Consider the following 17,676-nt stretch of genomic DNA (forward strand, 5'->3'; position numbering starts at 1 on the left):
TACTTCAACCGTGCCGCGCCAGACGACGGGCAGCGAGGGTCAGGAACACCGCCGTGAACCCGGCCAGCACCAGCGCATGGATCAGCACGCCACCCTGCCCCATCCCGATCGCCGACAAGGCCAGCTGGTCAAGGTGGTACGCCGGCCAGACCGGTGCCAGAGCCTGCAGGAAGTTCGGCATGATCGAGAGCGGAAACCACAGGCCGGAGAGGAAGGCCATAGGCAGGTAGATAAGGTTCACCAGCCCCGGTGCCGACTGGCCCTTGGCCAGCGTGCCCAGCAGCAGGCCAAGCGAGCAGAACACCAGCACACCCAGGACCTCAGTAATAAAGAAGGCGGCAATGTTGGCCGCGCCCAGTTGCACATGGGCGCCGAAGATCGCCAGGCACAGCATGATCGTGGTCACCACCGAGGCCATCATCAGCGCCATGCACATCTTGCCGACAAGGTAGGCCCCGGGCGGCATGGGTAGCGCGCGTTTCAGTGTCAGCAGCCCGTGCTCGCGATCAATGGCGAGGGATACACCAAAGCCGAACAGGCCGGGCGCCATCACGCCGAAGGTGCCGTACGACGCGAGCAGGTAGCGCGCGGCATCCGGCGAATTGTGCTTGGCGAGGAAGATGCCGAACATGAGGTAGAACACCGACGGGAACAGCATCGTCGGCAGCAGGAACCCCGGCAGGCGCAGGTAGCGCAGCACTTCCGCGCGCGCTTCCTGCACGTACGCGTTGAACAGGCGAGCGGTGCTCATGCCCGGAGTGGCGGTGCCTTCGATCGTGTTCATGCAGCCTCCTGCGCGGCATCCGCCGCTTCGCTATCGCGGGTGATTTCGGTGAACGCTTCCGCGAGACCGGCGCGCTGCACTTCCAGTTCCGAAAGACTCGCGTCCTGGGCAAGCAGGCGACGCACGACCGTTTCCGCCTGGGTGGTCGCGACGACGAGGCGGCCCTGTTGCAGCGAGGCACTATCCACCTCCGGCCACGCGCTGATGATGTCCACCGGCACGCTGGTGATACAGCGAATGCGACGTACCGCGACGTGGGCACGCAGGGCGTCGACCGTGCCTTCCGTGACGACTCGGCCCTTCGCGATGACACATACGCGGTCCGCGAGCGCTTCCGCTTCTTCGAGGTAGTGCGTCGTGAGCACGACCGATGCGCCGCCTGCGACCAGGTTGCGGATCGCGGACCACAGCGCCTGGCGCGCGTTGATATCCATACCGACGGTCGGCTCATCGAGGAACAGGAGTTCCGGGTGGCCGGCCAGCGCCATGGCGAACTGCACGCGGCGCTGCTGGCCGCCGGAGAGCGCTGCATAGCGACGCTCGAGCAGATCGGTGATGCCGGCGATAGCGGCACACTCGGCGACGGCGCGCGGGTTCGGGTAGTAGCTGGCGGTCACCCGCAGGAGCTCGCGGACCTTCAGCGTCGGCGGCAGGTTGGCCGACTGCAGCATCACGCCGATGCGGCGGCGCGCGTCGATCTCCAGCGGGTCGCGGCCGAACAGGCTGACCGTGCCGCTATCGGCCCGGTGCAGGCCCAACAGCAGACTGATGGCCGTGGTCTTCCCGGCGCCGTTGGGCCCCAGCAGCGCCAGCAGTTCGCCGCGGTGGATACTGAGGTTGATGCCATCCAGCGCGGTGACCGCGCCGTAACGTTTGTGGACGCCTTCAAGGCGGGCGATGCAGGTGTCGAAGTTCATGGTGTCCTCCCTTGCGTCGCAACATAAACGGATGCAACCCCTTGGCGGCAGTCGTTTGCGTCATTGTGCGGATGTGACAAGCGTCACCCGGGGGTTACGGGGCAAAAAGCCGCATGCTATGCTCGGCCAATAATCCCTTTAAAGATAGATAGTTAGGGAAGTATCTGTAGGAGCGCGCTTGCGCGCGACCCAACGGCCCCACGGTCCACGGCAACCCCGCAACCTGCTCTTTGGTGAGGAAAGGTAATGAACGTCATCGGTACCCTGCGCGAGATGCGCGATTTCGGCGGCAAGGCCCGCACCACCGGCCTGCCCGACGCGACCATCGAGCGCTTCGCCGCCCATGACGCCAACCTGCGCCGCGCCATCGAAGACGCCGCCGCGTACCACCAGGGCCTGCGCGCCGACATGGGCGAATTCCTGCGCATGGATGAAGATGCGCAGATCCACCACCTGCAGTGCGGCCTGGTGAACTTCTATCCCGACGACGGCGTGAATCCTTACGTCCCCGCCGCCGCGCACGGCCCTTGGGTCGTGACCCTGAAGGGTGCTGTGCTCCACGACGATGGCGGCTACGGCATGCTCGGCTTCGGTCACAACCCGGAGCACATCCTCGAAGCGATGTCGCGTCCGCAGGTCATGGCCAACGTGATGACCGCGAACGTTTCGCAGCTGCGCCTGTGCGAAGCGCTGCGTAAGGAACTCGGCCAGACCCGTGGCGGCAGCCCGTACTCGCATTTCCTCTGCCTGAATTCCGGCTCGGAATCGGTCACGCTGGCCGGCCGCATCGCGGACGTCAACGCCCGCCTGATGACCGACCCGGGTGCGCGCCACGCTGGCCACACGATCAAGCGCCTCGCCGTGAAGGGTGCCTTCCACGGCCGCACCGAACGCCCGGCGATCTATTCGGATTCGTCGCGCCGCAACTACCAGCAGCACCTCGCCAGCTTCCGTAATGAAGACACGCTGATCACGGTCGAACCGTACAACGTGGCATCGCTGAAACAGGCATTTGCCGATGCCGAGCGCAACGGCTGGTTCATCGAAGCCATGTTCCTCGAGCCGGTCATGGGTGAAGGTGACCCGGGCCGCGCGCTGACGCCGGAGTTCTATGCCGCCGCCCGCGAACTCACCCGCGAACACGGCACCCTGCTGCTGGTCGATTCGATCCAGGCCGGCCTGCGTGCGCATGGCGTGCTCTCGATCATCGATTACCCGGGCTTCGAAAAGCTCGATCCGCCGGATCTGGAGACGTTCTCCAAGGCGCTCAACGCCGGCCAGTACCCGCTTTCCGTGCTCGCGGTTTCCGAGCGCGTCGCCGGCCTGTACCGCAAGGGCATATACGGCAACACCATGACCGCCAACCCGCGCGCGCTGGATGTCGCCGTGGCCACCATGGCCGAACTGACCGACGAAGTGCGTCACAACATCCGCGAGCGCGGCAAGGAATTCGTGCAGAAGCTCGAAGGCCTGAAGTCCGAACTCGGTGGCCTGATCACCAAGGTCCAGGGCACCGGCCTGCTGTTCTCGTGCGAGCTGGCAGCGGAGTTCAAGTGCTACGGCGAAGGCTCCACCGAGGAATACATGCGCGAGCGCGGCATCGGCGTGATCCACGGCGGCGCCAACTCACTGCGCTTCACCCCGCACTTCCGCGTCACCAGCGCCGAAGTCGACCTCATCATCGATGAAGTCCGCCACGCCCTGAAAGAAGGCCCGCGCCGCGCTGCCGAAAAGGCTGCGTAACGTTTCAACCACCGTATGCCGCTACGCCGCGGCATACGGCGACAATATCGATACCCATGATGGCCTCGACCACGACGATCAGTTCGCCGGGCTCGAGGCCTTCTTGTATGGCGCCGTCACTCCCTAGCATCGTCGCTAATACGCTGGGTTCAGCCTTCGCGGGATCGACCAGGAAGATCCAACCCACGATGCTCTCGCTGGTCAGGCCGGTCTGGCGCCACGCCTTCACGCCGCTGAGGACAAGATCCACGGGCTCGCCATCAGCCGATAGGATCCGCACCGTAGCGTCATCACCCTCGAAAGCTACGTGCTGCACGCGGCCATCGTGATAACGGATGCCGCGCAGCATGTGGTTCGGATCGGTCCAGATATCGATGGGTTGGCGCATGGACCGCACGCTAGGTGAAGCGGGCCCGCCGCACAACCCTTCCTGGTCATGAGAAAAGGCGTAAGCTGCCCCACGCCGGATCTGCCGGCGTCACGTAGGGGTTCGCCATGCGCGTGCAGTTTCGTGTCCTAGCCGTTTCCGCCCTCTTCGTTTTCGCCGGTTCCGCGTTCGCGGCCCAGGCCGCCAAAGACCTTACCCCCCAGCAGCAGCGGATGAAGACCTGCAACACGCAGGCTGCCGGCAAGAAAGGCGACGACCGCAAAACCTTCATGAGCAGCTGCCTGAAGGGCGAACAGCCCGCCGCAGCCGCGCCTGCCAAGATGACCCAGCAGGAAAAGATGAAGGCGTGTAACGCCGACCCGAAAGCCAAGACCCTGAAGGGCGATGAGCGGAAGGCGTTTATGAGTAGCTGTTTGCACGGTTGAGCGTTTCGGCAAGTCCCTATCGCGCGCAAGCGCGCTCCTACAGGGGCTCTTGTAGGAGCGCGCTTGCGCGCGATAGGCGTGCGTCACCGCCAGACCATGCGAAAATGTGCGCATCGAAACCAACGCCCCGGCATGCCCCATGAAAATCGTCGAAGTCCGCCACCCCCTTATCCAGCACAAACTCGGCCTGATGCGCGCCGCTGGCATCAGCACCAAGGAGTTCCGCGAGCTGGCTTCCGAGGTTGCCGCCCTGCTGACGTACGAGGCCACGGCGGACATGGAAACCGAGTGCAAGACCATCCAGGGCTGGGCCGGTCCTGTCGAAATCACCCATATCAAGGGAAAGAAGGTCACGATCGTGCCGATCCTGCGCGCGGGCCTGGGCATGCTCACCGGTGTGCTGGAGATGATCCCGGCGGCCAAGGTCAGCGTGGTCGGCCTGCAGCGCGATGAGGAGACCCTGCAGCCGGTGGCTTACTACGAGAAGCTCAGCGGCCGCATGGATGAGCGTACGGCGATCATCGTGGACCCGATGCTGGCGACCGCCGGCACCCTGGTCGCCACGGTCGACATGCTGAAGGCGGCAGGCGCAAAGCGCATCAAGGGCTTGTTCCTCGTCGCCGCGCCAGAAGGGCTGGCCCGCATCGAGGCCGCCCATCCGGACATCGAGATCTACACGGCGTCGATCGACGACCACCTCAACGAACTCGGCTACATCCTCCCCGGCCTGGGCGATGCCGGCGACAAGATCTTCGGCACGAAGCAAAAGCCCGAATGACCCGATACCCCCTTGTAGGAGCGCGCTTGCGCGCGATGGGTGCTTGCGGCCACCCCCATCGCGCGCAAGCGCGCTCCTACAAGAGCCGGGTCCGTCACATTCCCCTGTCATAAACCTGCGGCAAAATCCGGCGGCGGACCTGACAGGGGGAGCGCCGCCGCAGGGGATTGCGGGCGTCTTGGGTCGCGTACAACTCAACGACTCGAGGGGATTATCGAATGCGTTCGACCAAACAGCAGCGCGCCCTGTGGGCGGCGCTTGCCGGCCTTATGGCCGTCTCGTCGCTCCAGGCGGCGGATCTTTCCATCACCCAGTTCCGCGTACGCGGCCCGGCCGGCGGCAACGACGAATTCGTCGAAGTCCAGAATTCCGGCACCGCGCCACTGGACGTTTCCGGCTACAAGCTCAACGCGTCCAACAGCGCCGGCACGACGGGTACCCGTTTCACCTTCCCGGCCGGTGTCAGCATCGCCCCGGGCTGCTACCTGCTGCTGGCTAACACCGCCGCCTCGGGTTACTCGGGCACTGTCGCCTTCGATCAGAAGTATTCCACCGGTGTCACCGATGACGGTGGCCTGGCCCTGCTGGATGCCTCCGGCACGGTGATCGACCAGGTTGGCCTGAGCGCCGGCTCGGCATACAAGCTCGGCACGCCGCTGGCGACCCTGGGTAGCACGAACAGCGACCAGGGCTACGGCCGCAAGACCAACGCGGCGGGCTTCCCGCAGTCCAGCGGCGACAATTCGGCCGACTGGGTGAAGGTCGCGCCGACTGCCCCGCACAACAGTGCCAGCACCTGCGTGGCCCAGGGCCCGAGCCTGTCGATCGCCGACGCCTCGGTCAGCCTGCGCAATGCCGATGACGTGCCGATGCCGTTCACCGTGACGCTGAGCCAGGCGGGTGCGGCGGATGTGACCGTGCACGCCGCCACCGCGGACGACACCGCGACGGTCGCCGCCGGTGACTACGACGCGCTCAACACCGACCTCACCATCCCAGCCGGCCAGACCACGGCCACCGTGACGGTGAACGTGCACGGCGCGAAGGCGGCTGGCGATGACAGGGCGTTCAAGGTGAACCTCACCAACGCCTCGGGCGGCGTAGCGCTGGCCAAGGCCACCGCGGTCGGCGCGATCCTCAACGAGATCCCGGTCGCCGCTGAAATCTGGCAGATCACCGGCCACGACCAAGTGTCGCCGCTGCTCGGTAAGCGTGTCGCCACCAAGGGCAATATCGTCACCGCGGTAGGCCCGGCGGGCTTCACCATGCAGACCCCGGACGCGCGTGCCGATAACGACCCGCTGACTTCAAACGGTGTGTACGTCTTCACCAGCACAGCGCCGACGGTGAAGGCCGGCGACCAGGTGGACGTGGAAGCCACGGTCGACAACTACTTCAACCTGCCGGAGCTGAAGAACGCGACGATCACGACGACGATGCACGGCGCGCGCCTGCCGACCGCCGTGGTCTTCAACGACAAGGTCCCGTCGAACGATCCGAACGCGCTCTCCTGCGGTACGACGAACTACCAGTGCTTCGTGGGCATGCGCGTCACGATCAACAACGGCATGATCACCACCGGCAACCTGCGCTTCAGCAACGAGCCGTTCGCCGAGGTTTACATCACGGCTAACGGCCAGCGCTCGCTGCGCAAGCCGGGCGTGCGTTACACGGTGCCAGTACCCGATGGCGTGACCCTGCCGAACTGGTCGGGTAACCCGGAAGTGCTGAAGATGAACACAGCCGATTTCGGCGCCGTCCCGGCCAACACGCCGTACAACGCCGGCACCACCTTCAAGGCGGAAGGCGTGATCTCGTATGCGTTCGGCGCGTACACCTTCATCCCGAGCAAGATCACGATCACCAAGACCAACCCGCTGCCGCGTCCGGTCGACAACAAGCCGTTCTACGCGGTGCGCATCGGCGCGTTCAACATGGAGCGCTTCTGCGATACGGACTTCAACACCACCTTTACCTGCAGCGGCGGCAGCACCGAGCCAACGGCGGACGAGGTGAAGCTGAAGACCCAGCGCCTCTCCGCGTACGTCGGTAGCGTGCTGAAGCTCCCGGACATCCTGTCAGTCGAAGAGGTGAAGAGCCTCGCCGTGCTGCAGGGTCTGGCGAAGCAGCTGGGTGATGATTACCCGGCCCAGTACGAAGCGTTCCTGCAGCCGGGCCACGACCCGAGCGGTATCAACGTGGGCTTCCTCGTGCGTACCGACCGCGTCCGCGTGGTGGACGTGCGCCAGCTCGACGCGGATGCCACCTGGGATGATGGCGGCACGCAGTCGTTCCTGCATGACCACCCGCCGCTGCTGCTCACGGCCGACGTGCCGTCGATCATCGGCCGCATGCGCGTCAATGTGATCGCCGTGCACCCGAAGGCTCGCCAGAACGTCGATAAGACCGGCACCACGGCCGATCGTGACCGCCAGAAGCGCTTCTTGCAGGCCCAGTCACTGGCAAAGCAGGTGCAGGCTTTGCAGACCGACCGGAAGAACCTGCTCACGCCGATCATGGTGGTGGGTGACTTCAACTCGTATCAGTTCAGCGATGGCTTCACCGACGTGGTGGGCCTGGTCTCGGGCAAGTACGACGATAGCCAGAACCTGCTGAAGCTCGGCAAGAACATTGTGAAGCCGGCGCTGTGGAATGCGGTGGATTCCGTGCCCGCGCAGGATCGCTACTCGTTCCTGTTCACCGAGAACTTCGGCAACATCCAGGGCCAGGCCCCGCGCTCGGTGCCGACGCACCAGGTGCTCGACCATGCGCTGCTCAATACCATCGCGCGTGGCCTGTTCATCCGCATGGAATACGGCCGCGGCAACCTGGATGCCCCGGTGCAGACGCTGGATGATGCTGCCAAGGAGACTGGTGTGAAGAAGGCGATGGGCTCGTCCGACCACGATGGTTTCGTGGTGGACCTGCTGACGCTGCCGTCGATCTTGTTCTAAGCGTGAAATGAGAAGGGCGCCCGGTGCAAACCGGGCGCCCTTTTTCGGCTGTTTGTAGGAGCGCGCTTGCGCGCGATGGGTCTTGCCGCAACCACCCATCGCGCGCAAGCGCGCTCCTACAAGGGGCTCGTTATTTCGCGAATTCGTTCGTGGCGCGTACGAGTTCGCGGGTGATGCCAGGTTCGAAAGCGGAGTGGCCGGCATCCTGGACGATGCGCAGCTGCGCTTCGGGGAACGCGCGGTGCAAGTCCCACGCGCTACGCACCGGGCAGACCACGTCGTAGCGGCCCTGCACGATCACCGTCGGGATGTGGCGGATCTTGCCCACGTCGCGCAGCAGTTGGCCATCGACCTCGAAGAAGCCGGCGTTGACGAAGTAGTGGCACTCGATGCGCGCGAACGCGAGCGCGAACTCGTCTTCACCGCTGGAGGCCATATGGCCTTCATCCTGGTACAGGTAGCTGGTCGCGGCTTCCCATACCGACCAGGCACGTGCGGCGGCGACGCGAACCGCCGGGTCCTTGCTGGTGAGGCGGCGGTGGTAGGCGCTGATCAGGTCGCCGTGCTCAGCCTGCGGGATCGCCGAGAGGTAGGTCTCCCACGCATCCGGGTAGAGCTGGTCGCAGCCGGCCTGGTAGAACCACTCAAGCTCGCTGCGGCGAAGCATGAAAATGCCGCGCAGGACGAGCTCGCTCACCTGGGCCGGATGGGTCTGCGCATAGGCCAGCGCCAGGGTCGAACCCCACGAACCGCCGAACACCTGCCACCGGTCGATGCCGAGGTGCTTGCGGATGCGCTCGATATCGGCAACGAGGTCCCACGTGGTGTTGTCGGTCAGCTCGGCATGCGGCGTGGACTTGCCACAGCCACGCTGGTCGAACAGCACGATGCGGTACTTCTTCGGGTCGAAGAAGCGACGGCAGCGCGGGTTGGTGCCGCCGCCCGGGCCGCCATGCAGGAACACCACCGGCTTGCCGTTCGGGTTGCCGCTCTGCTCGTAATACAGGGTATGCAGCTCGGAGACCTTGAGCGAGCCGACGTCATACGGCTCGATCGCGGGGTACAGGTCGGGGGATTCCTGAGCCATGGCGTGTCCTTGGGGGGGATGGGGGAAATGTGACAAGGGTAACCCAGCCTGCCCCTACCCTGTACGGACGGTCGGCGGGATCGCGCGCAAGCGCGCTCCTACAACTACTGCGGCCCTGGGGCATCGCGCGCAAGCGCGCTCCTACAACTGCTGCAGCCTTGGGGGGATCGCGCGCGAGCGCGCTCCTACAACTGCTGCAGCCTTGGGGAGATCGCGCGCGAGCGCGCTCCTACAACAGATCTGCGTAGGCCTTGTAGGAGCGCGCTTGCGCGCGATCAGCCTCCCCTGGCTAGAGCAACTTCCCGGGGTTCATCACCCCGTTCGGATCCATCACCGCCTTGATCCCCCGCATCAGGGCGATCTCCGCCTCTGACCGGACGCTCCCCAGCCACGGCTTCTTCACCAGCCCGATCCCGTGCTCGGCGGAGATACTTCCCTTGTGCCGCGCCAGCGTCTCGACCAGCAAGGTCGTCACGTGCTCACACTGCTCGACAAAGGTGGCGTACTCGACCGCCTCCGGCTTCAGCACGTTGATATGCAGGTTCCCGTCACCGATATGGCCGAACCAGACCACGTCCACGTCCGGGTAGCCCTCATCCAGCAGCGCCTGCATCTCGGCCATGAAGGCCGGGACACGCGAAATACGCACCGAGACATCGTTCTTGTACGGCTTGTGCTTCGCCAGGCTCTCGGTGATGCCTTCGCGCAGGCGCCAGAGGGCGGCGGCCTGGGCATCGGACGAGGAAATCACGCCGTCGACCACCCAGCCTTCCTCCATGCACTGCTCGAAGAATCCCAGTGCATCGGCTTCGGCCTTCTCATCCGCCGCATCGAACTCGGTCACCACGTAGAACGGGTAGGTTTCGCCGAACGGTGCCTGGCCGCCATGCGCCAACACGTGATGCAACGCCCGGTCGGTGAAGAACTCGAAGGCCTCCAGGTGCAGCCGGTGGCGCGCCTCGGCAAAGACCTTCATCAGCGCGTCCATGGCCGGCACCGCCAGCAGCATCACCTGCGAGGCGGGCGGCGGCGAGGTCAGCGACAGGGTCGCCTCGACGACGATGCCGAGGGTGCCTTCCGAGCCGATGAACAGATGGCGCAGGTCGTAGCCGGAGGCGTTCTTGATCAGGCCCTTGTTGAGGTCGAGCAGTTCACCGCTGCCGGTGACCACCTTCAGCCCGGCGATCCATTGGCGCGTGTTGCCATAGCGGATGACCCGGATCCCGCCAGCGTTCGTGGCGATGTTGCCGCCGATCTGGCAAGAGCCGCGCGCGGCGAAGTTCACCGGGTAAATCAGGCCATGCTCGCGCGCCGCGTTGTGCACCGCTTCCAGGGCGATACCCGGCTGGACGGTCAGCGTGCGATCCACCGGGTCAAAGCCAAGGACCTTGTTCATCCGGTCCAGCGACACCACCAGCTCGCCGCTAGCCGCCACGGCACCGCCGGAAAGACCGGTTCGGCCACCGGAAGGCACGATCGCCACCTGGTGGTCGTTGGCCCAGCGAACCAGGCCTTGCACCTCGGCGATATCGCCGGGCCATGCGATGGCCAGCGGCGCGGGCGTCCAGCGCCGGGTCCAGTCGCGGCCGTGATGTTCCAGGTCGCCGGGGTCGGTGGAAAGTTTCAGGCCGGGCAGCAGGCGGGCCAGTTCAGTCAGGCGCGGATCGCTCATGAGGCTCTCGCAAGGGTGGCCACCCGAGGGTGCCAGCGCAGCCGTCAGCCGTCCACTGCACTGCAACATCGCGGTCACGATCTGGCATAGTGGGGCTTCACTTCGCTAGAGACCGGGCTGGCCATGAAGCGCACGTCGTACCCCAAAGAGGACATCAAGGTGCTGCTCCTGGAGGGCGTCAGCCGCAGCGCGCTGGATACCTTCCGCCAGGCCGGCTACACCCAGATCGAGTTCCACGAGAAATCGCTGCCCGAGGATGAGCTGCGCGAGCGCATCGCGGACGCGCACATCGTGGGCATCCGCTCACGCACCCACCTGACCGCCGAGGTGCTCGCCGAGGCACGCCGGCTGATCGCCGTGGGCTGCTTCTGCATCGGCACCAACCAGGTCGATTCCGTCGAAGCCGAGCGCCTTGGCGTGCCGGTCTTCAATGCGCCCTACTCCAACACGCGCAGCGTCGCCGAACTGGTGATCGCCGAAGCGATCATGCTGATGCGCCGTATCCCGGAGAAGAACGCCCAGTGCCATCGTGGCGGCTGGTCAAAATCGGCCGCCGGCAGCTTCGAAGTGCGCGACAAGGTGCTCGGCATCGTCGGCTACGGTCATATCGGCACCCAGGTCGGCGTGCTCGCCGAATCGTTGGGCATGCGGGTCATCTTCCACGATGTTGAAGCCAAGCTCTCGCTAGGCAACGCACGCCCGGCCTCGAACCTTGAGGACCTGCTGGAGCGGGCCGACGTGGTTACCCTGCACGTCCCGGAGACCCCGCAGACGAAACTGATGATCGGTGCCGCCGAGATCGGCCGGATGCGCGCCGGCAGCATGTTGATTAACGCCTCGCGCGGTACGGTCGTGGATATCGATGCGCTCGCGGCGGCATTGCACGCGAAGCATCTTTCAGGCGCAGCGGTTGACGTGTTTCCCGTCGAGCCCAAGGGCAACGACGATCCGTTTATCTCGCCGCTGGTCGGCATGGATAACGTGATCCTGACCCCGCACGTCGGCGGCAGTACGGGCGAGGCGCAGGAAAACATCGGCATCGAGGTCGCCTCGAAGCTGGTGCGCTACAGCGATAACGGCAGCACGCTGTCGGCGATCAATTTCCCCGAGGTCTCGCTCCCTGGCCACCCGACCAGCCGCCGCCTTCTGCATATCCACCGCAACATACCCGGCGTGCTTTCACGGGTAAACGAGGTGTTCTCCCGCGCCGCGGTGAATATCGACGGGCAGTACCTGCAGACGTCGGGCCAGGTCGGCTACGTGGTGATCGACGTGACCACCACGGAGGAGCATGCGGCCGCCCTGCGTAACGAGCTTGCCGCGATCGATGGCACGCTTAGGGCACGTGCCCTCTACTAAGCCTGCGAACTGCCCTTCCGGCATCTTCAAATCGCCCCACCGGGTCGCGTACGCTGTAGCGACCAACCAGGGGAAAACGGACATGGCTGTTCTGACGAAACGGACTCTCGCGGCCGCGATGGCGCTGGTGTGTGCAACGACCGCGGCGGGGGCCGCTACGCTCGATTCAGCGCTCCTGCCCAGGGTGAAGGCGGCCACGTTCGAGGTGGTCGCGGCCAAGGCCGACGATGGCAAGGTGGTGTACGAAAAGCCCTTGCCGCTCGACCAGATGCCATACCAGGAACGTACCGACAAGTTCCAGTCCATCGGCACCGCGTTCGCCATCGGGGAAAACCGCTTCGTTACCGCCTGGCACGTCTTCGCCAGCGGGATCGGCAGCCAGCGTGGGCCGCTGTCCCTTCGCGATGAGCAAGGCCACGTCTTCGCCGTCGACAAGGTGGTGAAGTTCTCGCCCCAGCAGGATTTCGTGGAGTTCAGCCTGAAGCAGGCACCGACCGTGCAGCCGCTTGAGGTTGAACGCGCCCCGGCCGTCAACGAGAACGTGATCGCGGTAGGCAACGCGCTGGGCACCGGCGTGGTGCTGCGCGATGGCCTCTACACCTCCGATACGCCCGAGGAAGTGGATGGCCGCTGGAAGTGGATGCGCTTCTCCGCCCCGGCCTCCCCCGGCAACAGCGGCGGCCCGCTCATCGACGATAAGGGCAAGGTAATCGGCGTGGTGCTGCGCAAGTCGCCTAGCGAGAACCTCAACTTCGCGCTTCCCATCAGCGCCGTGATGGATGCCTCGGACAAGACGGCCAACGTCGATCTTTCGATGGACTTTGGCACGCCATATAGCACCGAGACACGGCATAGCCGCCTGCGCGACACGGTGGCGCTCCCGCTGAACCAGGCCGACTTCTACGCCCGGGTAGCCGCCATCTCCGACAACGCCCTGCAAAAGGAAGCCGATGCATGGCTGAAAGAACGCGCTGCCACGCTGTGGCCCCTGGGCGAGAAATCCCACGAACTGTTGACGCATACCCCGTGGAGCGGCGGCGTACCGACACTGGTCATCCAGGACAACGGGGGCGTGTGGATGCGCGCCGACAAGGATGATGCCTCGCGTTCACCCCTGCCGAACAAGGGCTACATCGACCGTACGACGCAGAACGATACGGCGTTCTTCCACATCCATTCGGAAGCGGACCAGCCGGCGCTGACCGGTGGCCGCACCGTCGCCGACGCGCTGCTGACCATGGGCTTCATCACCCGCAAGGTCGGCCGCGAGAGCATCAAGGTCACCTCGCTGGGCGAGGCATCGTCCACCGAGTCCTTCACCGACCGCCAGGGTCGCACATGGCGCGTGGATGCCTTCGCCATCCCCTTCCACGATATGTCGCTGCTCACCGCTACCACGCCCACGCCGGATGGAGCGGTCGGCATGATCCGTATCGCCGGGCCGGGCGACCGGTTCGAAGAAACCCTGAAGATGCGGCTGATGGCCGACATGGAAGACATCGCCTATGGCGGCACGCTCGCCCAGTGGCAGGCCTTCTTGCCGAAGGGCCCACGCCCCACCGTGCTGAAGGACGCGTCGTTCGGCCAGGATGCGAAGGGTGCCACGCTCGCGATCGATGGCCTCAAAGCGCAATGGCCCAGCGCCATCGTGCCGCACGGCGGGCGCGCGGAAGTGTTCGCGGCCAGCGGCTGGACGATCGAGGACGGCAAGCCTCAGGTGCGCCTGCTCCACCTCAGCCTGAGCCAGCAGGAAGCACCCAATGCCATGGCCTACATCGACCGATTCCAGAAGCCTTTTGCCGATTCATCACAGGATGCCAATGAGCTCTGGGACGAGCTGGGCAAACATGCGCACCCGCGCGATGGCAAGCCGTTCGAAAGCGATGAGTGGCGACTGGTGAGTCGCGTGTATGACCCCTCGCAACCGAAGGCGGCCAGCTACATCTACACGATGAGTTACGCCGTGCGTGACAAGGCCGCCGATGACGATATGCAGAAGCGCCTCGCGGAACTGGTCCGTGGCACGCAGGTACCGGGGGCATCACCCACGGCGGACGCCGCTACGTCCGCCCCTGCGACGCCCGTAGGTCTTTAACGGATTGGGCGCGGGTCCACTGCCGCATCACGCAGCGGTGCCCGCGCCTCAAGGCCTCACCCTTCCGCGACGACGCGGTGGCGGCCGCGTTCCTTTGCCTTGTACAGGCGGCTGTCGGCGACGCCGATGAAGGGCAGCACCGCGTCATGCTCGCCCGGCACCAGCGTATTTACGCCCGCGCTTAAGGTAAGGCGCTTGCCCGCACCGACACCCGCGTGCGGAATGAGCGCCTTGTCCACCAGGTCGAGGCAACGCCAGGCCATGGCCATGGCTGCCGCTTCGTCCGTGTTCGGCAGGAGCAGCACGAATTCTTCGCCACCGAAGCGGCACAGCAGGTCGTCCGGGCTGCGCACGATACCGGCCAGGGCGCTCGCGACACGCTTGAGGCACTCGTCGCCCTCGAGGTGGCCGTAATGGTCGTTGTACTGTTTGAAGTAGTCGATATCGAGCACGACAACGGATAGTGGATGGCGCGTCTGTCGCGCATCACGCCAGCGCGTCTCCACCACGGCGTCGAAGCGGCGACGGTTGGCGACGCCGGTCAGGCCGTCCTTAAACGACAGCTCTTCCAGCTCGCGCTGCATATCGAGCAGTTTTTCTTCGGTGCGCTTGCGCTCGCTGATATCGAACATGAAGCCGATCAGCGCGTTCGGCGTACCGTCCTCATTACGCACCACGTGGACGACATCGCGGATCCAGACGAATTCGCCATCCTTGCGTAGCGCCCGGTAGTCGGCTTCGTGATCGATGCCCGCCTGGGACTGCGCGACGCAGAAGTTGAAGACCCATTCGCGATCTTCGGGATGCATGCGGTCGGCCCAATCCTGCACGGTCTGCCAGGATTGCGGCGCCCAGCCAAGCAGCTCTTCGATCTGCGGACCGATGTAGGCGAAGCCCAACGTCGCCCAGTCGATCTTCCACGGGATGGCGCGGGTCGATTCGAGCAGCGTTTTGTAGACGCTGATATCTTCGGCGAGGATCGCTACATCAGTGCTCATGGGCAGATTCCGCCACTGCGCGGCACGCCTCGATGGCACGCGCGTGAAGTTCAAGGAGCCGGTCTGGCTCGTCGTAGGGAGTGCGCAAGCCAGCCCGGAGGTCGCGGCGCATCAGGCGGATCATCATTTCGATGACATCCGGCGCAAACGCGCTGGCGTCCACACCGTTGACCTCCGCCAGGCGACCCGCCACGGCAACGGTATCGCTAACGACTGGGCACACCCGGTAGCGGGATACGCCGCCGATCGCCTCGGCCGGCAGGTCGTTCTTCTGGTCGGGCACCTGGCGGAAGGAAGCCAGGGAAACCCGGTAGGCGTTGGATCCCAGGATGGGCAGGTCCTCGGGGACCGGGGCTTCCTCATCCACGACCTGCAGCCCTGTCGCCAGCGGCAACAGCTCGTGCAGGTGGTAATCGCGGGCGACACTTGCATTGCCGATGCGAGCCAGGTTGGCCAGCAGCTCGCCGATCGAGGCATGGCCGATAACCGCCGCACGCTTGGGCAGGCCGCCCCAGATGCCATCGGCGCCGCTAAGCAACGCTTCGATCACGGATGCATTCTCATAGCCAGCGCCTGCGTGGATGTGGACGAGGACCTTCATGGGCGCGGGTAGCATCGCACGGACGGCGGCCGTGCAGGCGCCCACCTGGCAAGGCAGGTAGGTCCCGCGGTCGTCCTCGAAGGTGACGCCCTCCAGCGGCAGGCCGGCCAGCATTTCCAGGATCGAAAGGGTCTCCTCGGGGGCGTCGGCGAAGGCGTCACAGCCGTCGACGATGTTGATGAAGATCCGTGGCGCGGCGCCCTTTTCGCCGCGGATGTTCTCCATCAACCACATGACGCTTTCCGGGATACTGCGGCGGAGCGTCTCGTAGTTGTACATGCCGTGCATATTGCGCGGGCACAGGTAGATCTCGTGGACGGTGTTCGGTACCCCGTAGTCGCGTAGCTTCAGCTGCGAGGGGTCGGGAATAAAGTTGCCCTGCTCATCCACCAGGCCCACGGCAGTGAACGCGAAGCAGCCCGTGAAGTCCGCACCGGTGTCACGCAATTTCAGCATGAAGTCGTCATCGACCTCGAGCTCGTCAGGGATCGCGTAGTCGAGGGTGCCGAGCGAGATGTTCTTGAAGCCAAACTCACGCAGGCGCGGCAGGATCGCCAGCTTGTCCGCCAGGGTCTGGCCAACGCGTGCGCCCACGGGATTCTCACGCAGCGAGAGATCGATGAGGAACGGCTCGATCGCCTGCAGTCGTTTCACCTTGTCAGCGGCTTCCGCGAGTGCCGCGGTCGCCTTTTGCCGTGCTTCCCATGCCGACATCGCATTCCCCCGTGGCCCCGGGGGCCAGACCTGTGTGTGCGCTGGTGTATCGGCAGGGCGGGTGAAACCTTGAGCCGACGGAGCGTGCGGGGTAAGGTCGGCACGCGCCCAGACGATCCGAATCTACGGAGAAAAGCTAATGGCCTTTGGGATGAAACGCGCGCTGGTACTGTGTGCCGCCGCCCTGCTTACGTTGTCCGGGGTGGTTTCCGCCCAGACCGGCATGGGCTCAGCGGCAACCTATGCGGCCAAACAGCTGCACCAGAAGTTCCTGCGGGCGGACAAGGACAAGGATGGGTTCCTGACCCGGGAAGAAGCCGAGGCCGGGAACATGCCGACGACCGCCAAGAACTTCGGCAAGATCGATACCACGGGGCGCGGCAAGGTCTCCGAGAAGGAGATTCAGACCTATTTGCTGCAGCGGGCTGGGGACAAGGCGGCCAAGGCGCCTGGGGGAAATTGAGATCTGCAGCGAGGAGCCTCTTGGCTCGGCAGCTGCAGCAGGCGGAGTGCGATGACAAGCGCTCCTCACCTAGTTCCATTGCCTCGAAGCAACCGCTTCCTTCGGCCCTGTCTTTCGAAGCCTTCACGTGAAAGCGTGGGGGCTTCGTTGTATGGGCGAGTGGTATGCGAAACGATCAGGAGGCATCGGTGATCGTGAGCGCGCTTTCTTCTTCTAGCTTGAAACGACGCAGTGCGGCCGCCCCACGTACAGCGTTGATGAAAGCGAGAAATAGAGCAGCAGCAAGGGCGAGTCCCACCAGCGATTTCGGCTGCGTGGTCCATTGGTAGATCTTTTCCAGCGCGAAGAAGGCGAGGCCCAGCCAGGCGCCGATTCTCGAGTAGCGCCAGATGCTGACGCCGATGACACCGAAGATCACGCCGTCGATGATGGCGGCGCCAGTGACGCCAAAGGCACGTGCGGCGTCCGCTGCGCCGAACATGATGAACGCGCCGATGCCGATATTGACGACGGCGACAAACCATGCGGCGAACGCACCGCCTTTCATGGCCTTCTCTGCGTCCGTGCGATTATTCAGCGCCGAGAGCCAGTAGTGCTTGTTGGTGGTCTTCTGTGCCATGCCTTGCTTCCCCTATCCCTGAATGCAGATGCGTGTAGCGGCACATTGCGTGCCGCCAGATGGCGTTCAAATCTCCGGC

The 17,676-nt window shown here is 64.9% G+C and carries 15 protein-coding genes; 7 read left to right on the forward strand and 8 right to left on the reverse strand.

From position 1 onward, the window contains the following. Positions 1-4 precede the first annotated feature (4 nt). Both VGN46_RS07025 and VGN46_RS07030 read right to left on the reverse strand, forming a co-directional pair. Entirely contained in the window at positions 5-784 is a 780-nt protein-coding gene (locus tag VGN46_RS07025) for an ABC transporter permease (protein ID WP_331642112.1), read from the reverse strand. Further along, positions 781-1,701 carry an ABC transporter ATP-binding protein gene (locus VGN46_RS07030; RefSeq protein ID WP_331642114.1) on the reverse strand — a complete coding sequence of 307 codons (921 nt, stop codon included), beginning with the start codon at positions 1,699-1,701 and terminating at the stop codon, positions 781-783. Before VGN46_RS07030 ends, VGN46_RS07025 begins: the two co-directional genes overlap by 4 nt. Before the next feature lie 246 nt (positions 1,702-1,947). Here VGN46_RS07030 and VGN46_RS07035 point away from each other — a divergent pair, with 246 nt between their 5' ends. Beyond that, a complete protein-coding gene (locus VGN46_RS07035; RefSeq protein WP_331642117.1) occupies positions 1,948-3,444 on the forward strand; it encodes an aminotransferase class III-fold pyridoxal phosphate-dependent enzyme in 1,497 nt (498 codons plus the stop codon). 4 nt (positions 3,445-3,448) lie between these two features. Here the strand turns inward: VGN46_RS07035 and VGN46_RS07040 are convergent, their stop codons facing one another. Further along, positions 3,449-3,832, reverse strand: coding sequence for a hypothetical protein (locus VGN46_RS07040; RefSeq protein ID WP_331642119.1), 384 nt, complete (start codon positions 3,830-3,832; stop codon positions 3,449-3,451). Positions 3,833-3,939: 107 nt separating this feature from the next. On the opposite strand from VGN46_RS07040, the gene VGN46_RS07045 reads away from it, so the two are divergent. The 3 genes from VGN46_RS07045 (at position 3,940) to VGN46_RS07055 (ending at position 7,989) form a co-directional block, all read left to right on the forward strand. Beyond that, complete coding sequence (locus tag VGN46_RS07045) at positions 3,940-4,257, forward strand: PsiF family protein (RefSeq protein WP_331642121.1); 318 nt, start codon at positions 3,940-3,942, stop codon at positions 4,255-4,257. A gap of 139 nt (positions 4,258-4,396) precedes the next feature. Further along, the gene (gene upp, locus VGN46_RS07050) at positions 4,397-5,035 is read left to right on the forward strand and encodes a uracil phosphoribosyltransferase (RefSeq protein ID WP_331642123.1); all 639 of its coding nucleotides are present in this window, start codon (positions 4,397-4,399) and stop codon (positions 5,033-5,035) included. A gap of 218 nt (positions 5,036-5,253) precedes the next feature. Then, entirely contained in the window at positions 5,254-7,989 is a 2,736-nt protein-coding gene (locus tag VGN46_RS07055; protein ID WP_331642125.1) for a lamin tail domain-containing protein, read from the forward strand. 130 nt (positions 7,990-8,119) lie between these two features. Here the strand turns inward: VGN46_RS07055 and pip are convergent, their stop codons facing one another. Together pip and VGN46_RS07065 are read right to left on the reverse strand one after the other, a co-directional pair. Beyond that, on the reverse strand, positions 8,120-9,076 hold the full coding sequence (gene pip, locus VGN46_RS07060; protein WP_331642127.1) for a prolyl aminopeptidase: 957 nt from the start codon (positions 9,074-9,076) through the stop codon (positions 8,120-8,122). A 289-nt stretch (positions 9,077-9,365) separates the two neighbouring features. Beyond that, positions 9,366-10,748, reverse strand: a complete 1,383-nt coding sequence (locus VGN46_RS07065) for an FAD-binding oxidoreductase (RefSeq protein ID WP_331642129.1) — start codon at positions 10,746-10,748, stop codon at positions 9,366-9,368. 123 nt (positions 10,749-10,871) lie between these two features. On the opposite strand from VGN46_RS07065, the gene serA reads away from it, so the two are divergent. Both serA and VGN46_RS07075 read left to right on the forward strand, forming a co-directional pair. Further along, entirely contained in the window at positions 10,872-12,107 is a 1,236-nt protein-coding gene (serA, locus tag VGN46_RS07070) for a phosphoglycerate dehydrogenase (RefSeq protein ID WP_331642131.1), read from the forward strand. 82 nt (positions 12,108-12,189) lie between these two features. After that, entirely contained in the window at positions 12,190-14,202 is a 2,013-nt protein-coding gene (locus VGN46_RS07075; RefSeq protein ID WP_331642133.1) for a S1 family peptidase, read from the forward strand. 56 nt (positions 14,203-14,258) lie between these two features. Here the strand turns inward: VGN46_RS07075 and VGN46_RS07080 are convergent, their stop codons facing one another. Together VGN46_RS07080 and VGN46_RS07085 are read right to left on the reverse strand one after the other, a co-directional pair. Next, complete coding sequence (locus VGN46_RS07080; RefSeq protein ID WP_331642135.1) at positions 14,259-15,200, reverse strand: sensor domain-containing diguanylate cyclase; 942 nt, start codon at positions 15,198-15,200, stop codon at positions 14,259-14,261. Then, positions 15,190-16,515 (reverse strand): homocitrate synthase, encoded by a 1,326-nt coding sequence (locus tag VGN46_RS07085; RefSeq protein ID WP_331642137.1) that lies wholly within the window; start codon positions 16,513-16,515, stop codon positions 15,190-15,192. Before VGN46_RS07085 ends, VGN46_RS07080 begins: the two co-directional genes overlap by 11 nt. Before the next feature lie 151 nt (positions 16,516-16,666). On the opposite strand from VGN46_RS07085, the gene VGN46_RS07090 reads away from it, so the two are divergent. Then, positions 16,667-16,978, forward strand: coding sequence for an EF-hand domain-containing protein (locus tag VGN46_RS07090; protein WP_331642139.1), 312 nt, complete (start codon positions 16,667-16,669; stop codon positions 16,976-16,978). A gap of 175 nt (positions 16,979-17,153) precedes the next feature. Here the strand turns inward: VGN46_RS07090 and VGN46_RS07095 are convergent, their stop codons facing one another. Further along, complete coding sequence (locus VGN46_RS07095) at positions 17,154-17,597, reverse strand: hypothetical protein (protein WP_331642141.1); 444 nt, start codon at positions 17,595-17,597, stop codon at positions 17,154-17,156. Between the last annotated feature and the right edge of the window lie 79 nt (positions 17,598-17,676).

Source organism: Luteibacter sp., assembly GCF_036500425.1.
Lineage (GTDB): Bacteria > Pseudomonadota > Gammaproteobacteria > Xanthomonadales > Rhodanobacteraceae > Luteibacter.